Origin of the sequence: Gilliamella bombicola (assembly GCF_900094945.1) — a bacterium.
GTDB lineage: Bacteria > Pseudomonadota > Gammaproteobacteria > Enterobacterales > Orbaceae > Gilliamella > Gilliamella bombicola.
The window spans coordinates 164,078-176,595 of record NZ_FMAQ01000001.1 but is presented as its reverse complement, the minus strand read 5'-3'; the positions used below and the strand labels follow the sequence as shown (position 1 = coordinate 176,595).

Sequence of the window (12,518 nt, the reverse complement as noted above, 5' to 3'; positions counted from 1 at the left end):
CTATTTTAAAGGGGGATAGTTACAGTCTGAGATTTTATGATTTGTGATACAATGTTCTCTCTATTTAAAACATGCAAAAAAGCATTGTAATCTATCTTTTACTTCTTAAAAAGAATCCAGTGAAAAATATTTTATTTTTTAGCTTTCAAGATGGAGAAACGCAAAAAATCAATGATTTAAGTCGAGATACAGAGTATGCTAGCAACGAGTCTCAAACATATCTTTAATGAAGAAAAAACAAAAAATAAAACGGTCTTAACCGAAGATCAGTAATAAAAAACCTATATTTCTTTTGTATATCGCATGCAGCAATAGCTATTTTTACTTTAATTTATTTTAAGTCAAAATAATCGAACATTTAGCAAAAGAGTTGGCCATTATGGAAAGTAGTTGATATGTTCTTTATTTATAATACGTAACGTCAGTTCGGTAATAGCAATAATTAACGCTGAGCGTATCATTTGTTGATAGCGGTTTTGGTACATGGAAGATTTTAAAGTATCGACAATGCCAGATTGTTTGGCTTTTTCGCGTTGCGATTCCCAGCTTGGTGGTAATACCATATCATGTAATAAACTAATAGGGCCTAAAATTTCATCATCTAAATAAGTATATTGCCTGTCGTCTTGCTCTAGCTCGTCCAAAATAGCGATCAGCAGTTCTATATCTTCGTAATCTTCACGAGAAATAATTCCCAACGCATAAAGTAGTTTTAAGCAAACAGAAGTATCATTGAGTGGTCCATTTTTACCGACCAATGACGGAATGACAAATTTAATAGCGTGTGGTTCTTTTCGAAAGACTTTAAGAATTAATTTGTTGACATTATCATTGATTAATTTTATTGCAACGGCTAGCAAGCTGTGAATATCAGCTTGCTGGTTGAGTTTTTCTAATATCGTATCTTCTTGTAATATCGATTCTGGCATTAGGTGTTATGTAAACTGACGATTTTGCATTGTAGTATAAATTTCTTCAATTTGCTTAACAATAGAATTGTTAACATCAATCCCAGCGATTTGACAAAAAGCGTGTTTAACACCTTTTTCAGTAATGAGTTTTGCCAGTTCAACTGCTTGCTCATCATCACTATTACGATAGTTGAGAGCGGCTGCGATACCGATTAGTAAGTTAGTATTTTTAACTTGATACTCAAAAGTACCGAGCAATGGCTTAATTAAACGATCGCCAGCGCCTAATTTACGCATTGGTTGCCGACCAACACGTGAAGTATCGTCATGTAAATACGGGTTTTCAAAGCGGTTTAAGATTTTTTCGATATAAGCCATGTGTTTTTGTTCATCAAAATTGTAACGTTTGATAAGTACTAAGCCGCTTTCTTCCATTGCTCCACGAACAATTAAACGAATTTTTTCGTTTAAAATTGCATCGCGAATAGTGCCAATACCATGATAGAAACCTAGATAAGCCGTAATCGCATGACCTGTATTTAAGGTAAATAGTTTTCGTTCAACAAAAGCCATTAAATTGTCAACTGGTTGCATACCTTTAATTGTTGGAATAATACCAACAAACTGCGTTTCATCAACAATCCACTCTGAAAAAGTTTCAACGGTGACTTCCAGTATATCTCCTGTTTTTGATGTGGCAGGTGGCACGATGCGATCCACTGCTGAATCAACAAAACCAATATGGTTATTCACCCAATGATGAAGTTGTTGTGGCAATGCATTGAATATTTCTTGTTTAAATTGGCTGGTACCACGAACCATATTTTCACAAGCGATAATATTAAGTGGTTTGGTATTGCCTTGTTTATGACGCTCAACAATACCTTGTGCAATACTTGGGGCAATACGTGCTAAAACTTGAGGACCAACAGCGGTGGTGACTAAATCAACCTTAGCAATATAATCAATAACTTCATTAGATGTGCTGTTAATTCCATCGACATTTTTGACTATTTCGGTAGTCGATTGTTCACCAACAACATTTACTGGGTATTGGTGACGAGTGGCGATTGCATCAATGATTTGTTGGTTGACATCGGCAAATGTGACCTGTATGCCAGCATCTGATAGTAATTTTCCAATAAAACCTCGCCCAATGTTACCAGCGCCAAAATGTAATGCTTGCATTATAATAATCCTTAATTAAATTTAATTTTAAAAGTGGTAATGGTTTCCCACTTGTTAAGTGGGAACGATAAAGGTGATATTAACTTAAAATAGCGAGTACCTCTTCAATACTTGTTGTGTTAACAAGTTTGGCAATAATGTCTTGATCATCAATGGCATTAGTCAGTTTTGCAATGACATCAAGGTGTTCATTATTACGTGCAGCAATACCTATTACAATTTTCGCTTGGTCGTCTTCGTCTTCGCCAAATTGAACACCAGCTGGGTATTGGCAAAATACGATGCCGGTTTTAATAACGTCGTTTTTTGATTCAATAGTACCATGTGGGACAGCTATCGATTCTCCTAAATAAGTAGACGTTAATTTTTCACGCGCTAACATTGCTTCAATGTAGGCAGGGGTAACATAACCATTATCGACCAATTTTTGCCCGGCAAAACGAATGGCTTCTTCTTTATTTTTAGCGGTTAGCCCTAAAAAAATGTTTTGTTCTGATAATTTAAATAGGGGTGCATTATCAGTGGATTGGTTGCTGCTAGCTATCGTTTCACTTGCTAAACTACTCGTTTGAGAACTTAAAAGATCCGCAACCAATTGGCTATATAATTGACTGTCTAAAAAGTTGGTTAATGAAATGTGATGTGCGTTTGGAGCGTGTTGTTTGGCTTGATCGGTTAAGTCTTTATGCGTGATAACTATGTCAACATCATTAGGAAGGTTATTGATTGCTAAATTAGTGACAAAAATATCGAGATCTGCATCTTGTACTTTTTTGCGTAACACACCTGCTCCCATAGCACTAGAGCCCATTCCTGCATCACAAGCCACAATGATTTTTTTCACTTTAGCTAAGTCAAGTATTCCATTTGTAATACCTTTTGATTCGTTTTTCATTGCAGAAACATTCGATTTTGCATCTTCAAGACTTTTGTCTGTCTCTTTGGTTGTTTTTAATAAAATCGCAGAAACGATAAAAGTAACCGTAGTTGCAGCAATGACAGAAAAAATTACGCCAAGCATAGATGATTTTGGTGTGACGGCAAGAACGGCGATGATTGAACCTGGTGATGCGGGTGAACCTAATCCTGCTCCAAATAATGTTAAAGTAAATACGCCTGTCATTCCACCTAAAATAACCGCAATAATAAGACGTGGATTCATTAATACATAGGGGAAGTAAATTTCATGGATCCCACCAAAGAAGTGAATGATTGCTGCGCCACTGGCTGAACTTTTTGCTGATCCTTTACCAAAAAACATATAAGCGAGTAATAAACCTAAGCCAGGGCCAGGGTTGGCTTCGATTAAAAAGAAAATAGATTGAGAATGTTCAGCGGCTTGTTGAATACCTAATGGTGAGAATATACCGTGGTTAATGGCATTATTTAAGAAAAGGATCTTAGCGGGTTCAATAATGAGCGACGTTAAAGGTAATAAATTATGTTCAACTAAGAAATTAACTGCAATAGTTAATTTACCAGATGCAATAACGACAGCAGGACCAATTGCGAAAAAAGCAAGCAACGCAAGTAGCATACCGATAATACCTGCTGAGAAATTATTGACTAACATTTCAAAACCGCTTTTGATTTTACCGTCTACACTTTTATCAAATTGCTTTATTACCCAGCCAGCAAGTGGGCCGACGATCATAGCTCCTAAGAACATGGGAATATCTGAACCAACAATGACTCCCATTGTTGTGATTGCACCAACCACTGCACCTCGTTCACCGTGAACTAATTTACCACCAGTATAACCAATCAATAGTGGTAATAGGTAGGTAATCATAGGTCCAACTAGCTTGGCAATCGTTTCATTTGGATACCAGCCTGTTGGAATAAAAATAGCGGTAATAAATCCCCAAGCAATAAACGCACCGATATTTGGCATGACCATATTACTTAAGAATCGCCCAAAATTTTGGACTTTCAATTTGATGTTTGAGGTTGTCATAATATTCATCTTTCCTTATTGATTGGTATAATCTTTATGCAGTTATTGTAGAGGGATTTTGTTATTCGATTCATCAAAAAAAATTGATAAGTGTGATGAATATCACATTGTTAAAATCATTCCATTTTTTATTTTTGTGATTAAGATCACATTTACTTGGTATAAAAAGCAAAGTTTTAAGTCCAATAGACTAAAACGTATGTTTTCCTGAAATTTTTTTACAAAATAAGTGAACTTTGCCAAACTCGTTAACAAAGCCTTGCACCATGACAAAAAAACACTGAAAAAATTATCTCAGTAAAAATTTTAGTATTCGTTGATGTTATGTGAGAACTTTAGTTTTGATTACGATATCAAAACCACACCGTCAGTCCCCACATTTTATCTAGTGGATTTACTCCACGGTAACCGATTTTGCTAAATTACGAGGCTGATCTACATCAGTGCCTTTGATTAAAGCAACATGATATGCGAGTAGCTGTGTGGGCACGGTGTAGTAGATTGGTGCGGTAAGTTCTTCTATATGGGGTAGATTGATGATGTGCATGGTGTCATCACTGACAAAACCCGCATCTTGCTCAGCAAAGACATACAGTTGACCGCCACGCGCTCGTACTTCTTCGATATTGGATTTTAGTTTTTCTAGCATTTCGTTGGTTGGTGCCATCACAATCACTGGCATATCCGCATCAATTAATGCAAGAGGGCCATGTTTGAGTTCACCTGCAGCATAAGCTTCGGCGTGGATGTAAGAGATTTCTTTGAGTTTTAACGAAGCTTCCATAGCAATTGGATATTCATCGCCCCTCCCTAAGAATAACGCATGATGTTTATCAACAAATTGCTCTGCTAATTTTTTAATTTGTGGTTCAGACATAAGCACTTGTTCAATGCGGTTTGGCAAGGTTTGTAAGGCGTGGACAATCGCTTGCTCGGTGCTTTGTGCCATATTATTTAAACGTCCTAATTTTGCAACTAGTAGCAATAAAACCGTTAATTGTGTGGTAAAGGCTTTAGTTGATGCAACACCAATTTCAACCCCTGCTTTGGTTAATAAAACGAAATCGGCTTCACGCACGAGTGTGGATGCCGCTACATTACAGATGGCAAGGGTGCTTAAGTAATGGTTTTCTTTAGCCAATCGTAAGGCTGCGAGTGTATCTGCAGTTTCGCCTGATTGTGAAAGAGTAATAAATAGACTGTTCTTGCGACGGGCTGGGTTGCGGTAACGAAATTCTGAGGCAATTTCGACATCGCAAGGAATTCCTGCTAAGGCTTCAAACCAGTAGCGTGCTACCATACCGGCATTATAAGCGGTGCCACAGGCAACAATTTGCACATGCTCAACCTGCTTTAGTATGTTTTTTGCATTATCGCCTAGTTCTGATAAATCCACTTTACCATGCGCCATACGACCTTCAAGGGTATTTTTAATCGCATTAGGTTGTTCGTAGATCTCTTTTTGCATATAGTGGCTATAGCCTGCTTTGCTACCCGCATCATATTTTGCATCAGATTCTATACGTGGCCTTGTTACTTCATGATGATTCTTGTCTAAGATTGTCACTGTGCGGTGTGTGATAAGTGCGGTATCACCTTCTTCCAAATAGATAAATTGGCGGGTGACGGGTAATAGCGCTAATTGATCTGATGCGATAAAGTTTTCACCTACGCCACAACCAATAACTAAAGGACTGCCAGAGCGCGTTGCAACTAATATATCTGGGTTGCGCGTGTCCATAATGACTGTGCCATAAGCGCCTCGTAGTTGCGGGATAGCTTTTTGCACGGCGTCAAATAAGGAACAATCTTCGGTTGATATAATGTCATGAATTAAGTGGGCAATAACCTCGGTATCGGTTTCTGAACGGAATTGGTAGCCTTTGGCGATCAACTTTTCACGCAATGGCTCAAAATTTTCAATAATTCCATTATGCACGACAGCAATAAAGCCAGATATATGTGGGTGGGCGTTATGTTCAACGGGTTCACCATGGGTTGCCCATCGAGTATGCGCAATTCCGGTAGCTCCTTGTAGTGGATGTTTTGCAATGGCATCTTTTAGTGCTTGCACTTTGCCAACACGGCGAACGCGATGCAGTTCGCCGTCTGATGAAATAATTGCCAGTCCTGCTGAGTCATAACCACGATATTCTAATCGTTTTAGACCTTCTAATAATATTTCAGCAACATCACGTTTGGCGATAGCTCCCACGATTCCACACATAGTTTATTCCTCGTTAGTTAACTTTGTAGGTCGTTTCCAACCAGCAAGTTGTTTTTGTTTAACTCGACTTACAACCAATTCGTTATCATTTACATTATTGGTAACGGTTGTGCCTGCTGCAATAGTTGCACCTTTACCCACTTTTACTGGTGCAATCAATTGTGTGTCAGAGCCGACAAATACATCATCTTCAATAATGGTTTTAAATTTATTGGCGCCATCATAATTACAGGTGATAGTGCCAGCACCGATGTTGACATTACTGCCGATTTCGCTGTCGCCAAGGTAGCTTAAGTGTCCAGCTTTGGTTGCTTTACCTAGATGTGCTTTTTTTAATTCGACAAAATTGCCGACATGGGCTTGTTCGTCAAGTTGTGAGCCTGGTCGTAGGCGAGCAAAGGGACCGATAGTACACTGTTTAGCGATAGTTGAATCTTCAATAATGCTATACGGGCTGATATTTGAATTATCATCAATTGTACAGTTTTTTAAGATGCAGCCCGCACCAATAAATACGTTATTACCTAGTGTGACATTGCCTTCAATAATTACATTACAATCAATAGTGACATCTTTACCGTGCGAGAGTGTGCCTCGTAAGTCAAAGCGATTTGGATCAAGCAGTGTCACACCAGCGAGTAATAAGTGTTGAGCTTGCTGATGTTGATATCGCCGTTCTAACGTTGCCAATTGCAGGCGATTATTGACGCCTTCAACTTCAAGTGGTTGTGTTGGGTGTGAGGTTAATATGTCATAACCATCTTGGTGTGCAAAAGCAATAATGTCGGTTAAGTAAAACTCTTGTTGCGCATTATTGTTGGTTAAACGAGATAACCAATTTTTCAATAATTTACCAGTAACGAGCATGATGCCGGTGTTAATTTCATTGATTTTTTGTTGATCAGGTGTGGCATCTTTTTGTTCCACAATGGCAACGACTTTGCCATTGTGGCGTTCAATACGTCCATATCCAGTTGGGTTATCAAGTATTACGGTCAATAATGCGATGCCTTGCTTTGGTTTGTTAGCAATTAAAGTTTGCAGCGTTTGAACCGATATAAGGGGGGTATCCCCATATAAAATTAAGATATCTTCATCATCTTGAATATAAGGGATAGCTTGTTGAACAGCATGGCCAGTACCGAGTTGTTCAGCTTGGTAAACCAGCTGAACATGTTGATCCTTGAGTGTTTCTTCAAGTTGTTCTTTGCCATGGCCATAAACAATATTGATGCGATCAGTATTAAGTTGTTGAACTGTATCAATAACATGTTGTAACATCGGCTTGGCGCCGATTTTATGTAAAACTTTAGGTAGGTTGGAATACATCCGTGTGCCTTTTCCTGCCGCCAAAATAATTGCACTCAGTTTTGGAGGTGAAATTGCCATAATCAGTTCCGGTCTGGTTAAATTAGCCTAATACTATAATCAAAGTTTTTAATGAAATCATCCCCAATCTTTTAATTTTTATCATAAAAAAAGTAATGTTGATATTTACCAATGAGTTTAACAAAAGAAGGAGGCAATGTTATGAATTCCGTGATGAAAGTTTTATTACTCTATACTACACATGAAAATCAGACATTTAAGATTATGCAACGCATAAAAACGCAACTTAATGGTAAATGTGATTGCGATGTTATTGAACTACTACCTGATACTAAAATTGATCTAACACAATACCAAGCCGCATTATTGGGTTGTTCAATTCGTTATGGATTTTATAGCAAAGTGATGAAAGCGTTTATCGATAAGCATTATCAGCAATTAAATAATATGAAGTCTGGATTTTTTGGGGTAAATTTGGTGGCGAGAAAACCGAATAAAAATACACCAGAAACGAATTTATACACTAAAAAATTCTTAGCTAAAATAGCATGGAAGCCAACTTTTACTGCGGTTTTTGCCGGCGCGCTGTATTATCCACAATATAATTGGTTTGATCGCAATATGATCCGCTTTATTATGTGGTTAGGAAAAGGGGACACGGACGTAACAAAACCGATGATTGAATATACGGATTGGGCAAAGGTAGATGAGTTTGCCGATCAGTTTTATACTTAAACGCATAGTTTCCTGAAACTTTTTCACAAACAAATCGATATTTTTTTAAACTTATCAACTTTTCGAGTTCTTTTAAATAAACTTTGTGATATAGATCAACATTTCGGCTAAAAAGGTGTACAATACCGCGCCTATAGAATGTGTCTCCTAATTGGAATTTTAATTGTGATTGAAAATTTAAGAAATATTGCCATTATTGCCCACGTTGACCATGGTAAAACGACTTTGGTTGACAAGTTATTAAAACAGTCAGGTACGTTAGATAATCTACGTGGTGACGATAACGAACGTATCATGGACTCTAATGCGCTTGAAAAAGAGCGTGGTATTACCATTTTAGCTAAAAATACCGCTATTGATTGGAATGGTTACCGAATTAATATCGTTGACACCCCAGGCCATGCTGATTTTGGTGGTGAGGTTGAACGTGTTATGTCGATGGTTGATTCTGTGCTATTGCTCGTTGATGCAATGGATGGACCAATGCCACAAACACGTTTTGTAACGCAAAAAGCGTTTGCTTATGGTTTAAAACCAATTGTGGTTATCAATAAAGTCGATCGTCCAGGTGCACGTCCTGACTGGGTTGTTGATCAAGTATTTGATCTGTTCGTTAATTTAGGGGCAACTGATGAACAGTTAGATTTCCCTATCGTTTATGCTTCAGCATTAATGGGGATCGCAGGTTTAGATCATGAAAATATGGCTGAAGATATGACGCCATTATTTGAAGCGATCGTTAAATATGTTGAACCACCAAAGGTTGATTTAGACGGTCCATTCCAAATGCAAATTTCTCAACTTGATTATAATAATTATGTTGGTGTTATTGGTATTGGTCGTATTAAACGCGGTCGCGTTAAACCAAATCAACAAGTGACTATTGTTGATAGTGAAGGCAATAAACGAACTGGCAAAGTAGGTCAAGTTCTTGGTCATTTAGGACTACAACGCTATGAGGCTGAAGTTGCTGAAGCTGGCGATATTATTGCATTAACGGGGCTTGGTGAACTAGGCATCTCTGATACGATTTGTGATAATAGCTGCGTTGAAGCATTACCTGCGTTAACCGTTGATGAACCAACTGTAACTATGTTCTTCAATGTCAATAGCTCACCATTTGCTGGTAAAGAGGGTAAATATGTCACTTCTCGTCAAATTCTTGAGCGTTTGAATAAAGAGCTTGTCCATAATGTTGCTCTTCGTGTCGAAGAAACGCCAGATCCAGATGCCTTTAGAGTCTCTGGTCGTGGTGAATTGCATTTGTCAGTACTCATCGAAAATATGCGCCGTGAAGGTTATGAGTTAGGGGTTTCTCGTCCTAAAGTTATCTTTAGAGAAATTGACGGTAAAAAACAAGAGCCATTTGAACAAGTTACGCTTGATATTGAAGAACAACATCAAGGTTCAGTGATGGAAGCACTTGGTTTACGTAAAGGTGACTTAACAAACATGCTACCAGATGGTAAAGGTCGCGTACGTTTAGACTATATCATTCCAAGTCGTGGTCTTATTGGTTTTAGAACTGAATTTATGACCATGACCTCAGGTACCGGTTTGCTTTATTCTACCTTTAGTCATTATGATGACGTTCGCCCAGGCGAAATTGGTCAACGTAATAATGGCGTAATGATTTCAAACGGTACTGGTAAAGCATTGGCTTATGCGCTATATGGCTTACAAGACCGTGGTAAGTTATTCCTAGGTCATGGTGCTGAAGTTTATGAAGGTCAAATCATTGGTATTCATACTCGCTCAAACGACTTAACCGTTAACTGTTTAACCGGTAAAAAATTAACAAATATGCGAGCATCAGGTACTGACGAGGCAACAACACTTTCACCTCCAATTAAAATGTCATTAGAACAAGCATTAGAGTTTATTGACGATGACGAATTAGTGGAAGTTACACCATTATCGATCCGTTTACGTAAACGTCATTTAACTGAAAATGATCGTAAACGTGCGTTTAGAAGTGGTAATAAAGACTAATGTAGTATTAGTGCTACCGTAATATGAAACCTCGCTATTTAGCGAGGTTTTTTTTGGCTTTTACTCTAGCAATGGCGTCGGCTATTGACTGTTTACGATCGGTGGGAGTGCTGATTTTGTTTGTCGTCGGCATGGTGCGTGGAAACAAGATCGTTGGTGGCACTAACTGATTATGGCCTAATCGCTGTTGCTTTTTCTGAGTTAGCACTAACTCTTCTGATTCACTCAATACGCTACCTAACGTACTTAATGTAATACAGTCTGTTGGGCAGGTATTGATACAATTACTACACGAGGTACATAATTGTGGCAGTATTGTGTGCAATACTTGTTTGCTACCGACAATGGCATCGGTTGGGCAAACACGGATGCATTTGCCGCAGCCAATACAGTTTTCTTCGTCAATAAATGCTTTATATTGTTGTTGGGTTTGCATAATCACTTCTTGCATTAACTTAAACCTACAATATTACCATCTTTGTCAATATCAATTTGTCTATAAGCTGGATTAGTGCCTAGCCCTGGCATGGTCATTACATTACCAGCATAAACACGAATAAAACCAGCACCAGCAGATATAGCTAAGTGACTAATGTCGACATCAAAATCGGTAGGTACATTTTTTAGATTGGCATCAGCACTAATTGACATAGGGGTTTTAGCGATACAAAGCGGCAAATGATCGAGTTTTAATGCTTCTATCTCTTTGATATTTTCCAGTGCTTGTGCTGATAAATTAGCTTTGTTGGCGCCGTATTTTTTTACCATAGTTTGGATTTTATCAGCAAGTGACATGTTGTCAGGGTAAGGTAATTTGATCTCACTTGGCATATCACACGCTTTGATAACATGCTCTGCCAGTTTTTCAGCGCCTTTACCGCCTTGAGTGAAAACTTCACTCACTTCACAAGCAAATGCACCATGTTCAACTGCATATTTTTGTAAAAATGCCAGTTCTTCTTCACTATCGTGTGGAAAGCGATTAATGGCAACAATCACTTGTAGCCCATAACTTTTAGCATTGTTGATATGCCACGCTAAATTAGCCGCACCAATTTCAAGCAGCTCCACATTAGATTCTGAGATTTCTTTTGGAATCGCTTGTCCTGGTTTGATATTATATTTACCGCTGTTAGATTTTAAGCTACGAACCGTTGCAACCAGTACCACACATGAGGCTTTTATTCCTGCTTGGCGATATTTAATATTAAAGAATTTTTCCATGCCCATATCTGAGCCAAAACCAGCTTCGGTTACGACATAATCGGCAAGTTGCAAAGCAATGCGATCTGCAATGACAGAGGAGTTGCCATGGGCAATATTAGCAAAAGGTCCTGCATGAATAAGTACCGGCGTATTTTCAACTGTTTGCATCAGGTTTGGATTAATTGCATTTTTTAGTAACACTGTCATTGCGCCCGCAACTTCAAGTTGTTCTGCGGTAATCGCTTCACCTTGAGTATTATAAGCAAGAATAATATGCCCAATGCGTGCACGCATATCGTGTAAATCTGAGGCTAATGCTAAAATTGCCATAAGTTCTGACGCTGCGGTAATTTCAAATCCATCTTGGCGTGTAATGCCATTAACTCCACCACCGACACCAACAGTAATTTTGCGAAGCGCACGATCGTTATGATCTATCACGCGTTTCCACACAATGCGATTTACATCGATATTGAGACGAGGCAAGCCCGTTTGTGCGGTAAATTCATCGCCCAAGCGTTCTTCATGATAAAGCCGTGAATCTAATGCGGCTGATGCCAAATCATGGGCGGCAGTAATAGCGTGAATATCACCAGTTAAATGCAGATTTAACGTTTCCATAGGTAATACTTCAGCCTGACCACCGCCAGCAGCACCACCTTTTACACCAAATACAGGACCTAAACTTGGCTGACGGATACAAGCAATGGCTTTTTTCCCAATATAATTTAAGCCTTCACTTAGTCCGATAGTATTCACCGTTTTACCCTCACCAAGTGGGGTTGGCGTAATAGCGGTAACTAACACTAATTTGCCGTTAGGTTTGTTTTGGTTGGTTTTAAGAATAGATAGATCGATTTTTGCGACATGTTTGCCATAAGGCAGAACAAATTCTTCTGGGATGTTGCATTGTTTAGCGATTGCAGTAATTGGGCGTAAAGGCATATTAGTTCTCATCTAACAATAAATTGGA

The 12,518-nt window shown here is 38.4% G+C and carries 9 protein-coding genes; 2 read left to right on the top strand and 7 right to left on the bottom strand.

The annotated features are described in order from the left end of the window. Positions 1 to 377: 377 nt before the first annotated feature. The 5 genes from GA0061081_RS00865 to glmU all read right to left on the bottom strand — a co-directional run bounded on the left by GA0061081_RS00865 (position 378) and on the right by glmU (position 7,672). Positions 378 to 929 carry an MltR family transcriptional regulator gene (locus GA0061081_RS00865; RefSeq protein ID WP_091346185.1) on the bottom strand — a complete coding sequence of 184 codons (552 nt, stop codon included), beginning with the start codon at positions 927 to 929 and terminating at the stop codon, positions 378 to 380. 6 nt (positions 930 to 935) lie between these two features. Then, positions 936 to 2,099 carry a mannitol-1-phosphate 5-dehydrogenase gene (locus tag GA0061081_RS00860; RefSeq protein ID WP_091346183.1) on the bottom strand — a complete coding sequence of 388 codons (1,164 nt, stop codon included), beginning with the start codon at positions 2,097 to 2,099 and terminating at the stop codon, positions 936 to 938. A gap of 79 nt (positions 2,100 to 2,178) precedes the next feature. Next, on the bottom strand, positions 2,179 to 4,056 hold the full coding sequence (locus GA0061081_RS00855; RefSeq protein WP_091346618.1) for a PTS mannitol transporter subunit IICBA: 1,878 nt from the start codon (positions 4,054 to 4,056) through the stop codon (positions 2,179 to 2,181). A gap of 394 nt (positions 4,057 to 4,450) precedes the next feature. Then, on the bottom strand, positions 4,451 to 6,283 hold the full coding sequence (glmS, locus tag GA0061081_RS00850) for a glutamine--fructose-6-phosphate transaminase (isomerizing) (RefSeq protein WP_091346181.1): 1,833 nt from the start codon (positions 6,281 to 6,283) through the stop codon (positions 4,451 to 4,453). Positions 6,284 to 6,286: 3 nt separating this feature from the next. Next, positions 6,287 to 7,672 carry a bifunctional UDP-N-acetylglucosamine diphosphorylase/glucosamine-1-phosphate N-acetyltransferase GlmU gene (glmU, locus tag GA0061081_RS00845; RefSeq protein WP_091346179.1) on the bottom strand — a complete coding sequence of 462 codons (1,386 nt, stop codon included), beginning with the start codon at positions 7,670 to 7,672 and terminating at the stop codon, positions 6,287 to 6,289. 141 nt (positions 7,673 to 7,813) lie between these two features. Between glmU and hemG the strand changes: the two genes are divergently transcribed. Both hemG and typA read left to right on the top strand, forming a co-directional pair. Then, positions 7,814 to 8,347: a menaquinone-dependent protoporphyrinogen IX dehydrogenase gene (gene hemG / locus GA0061081_RS00840; RefSeq protein ID WP_202983826.1), complete on the top strand. Its 534-nt coding sequence runs from the start codon at positions 7,814 to 7,816 to the stop codon at positions 8,345 to 8,347. A gap of 165 nt (positions 8,348 to 8,512) precedes the next feature. Beyond that, entirely contained in the window at positions 8,513 to 10,339 is a 1,827-nt protein-coding gene (gene typA / locus GA0061081_RS00835; protein ID WP_091346614.1) for a ribosome-dependent GTPase TypA, read from the top strand. 34 nt (positions 10,340 to 10,373) lie between these two features. Here typA and GA0061081_RS00830 read toward each other — a convergent pair whose 3' ends face one another. Beyond that, the gene (locus tag GA0061081_RS00830) at positions 10,374 to 10,790 is read right to left on the bottom strand and encodes an RnfABCDGE type electron transport complex subunit B (protein ID WP_091346178.1); all 417 of its coding nucleotides are present in this window, start codon (positions 10,788 to 10,790) and stop codon (positions 10,374 to 10,376) included. Next, a complete protein-coding gene (locus GA0061081_RS00825; RefSeq protein WP_091346174.1) occupies positions 10,790 to 12,502 on the bottom strand; it encodes a formate--tetrahydrofolate ligase in 1,713 nt (570 codons plus the stop codon). Before GA0061081_RS00825 ends, GA0061081_RS00830 begins: the two co-directional genes overlap by 1 nt. Positions 12,503 to 12,518: the final 16 nt, after the last annotated feature.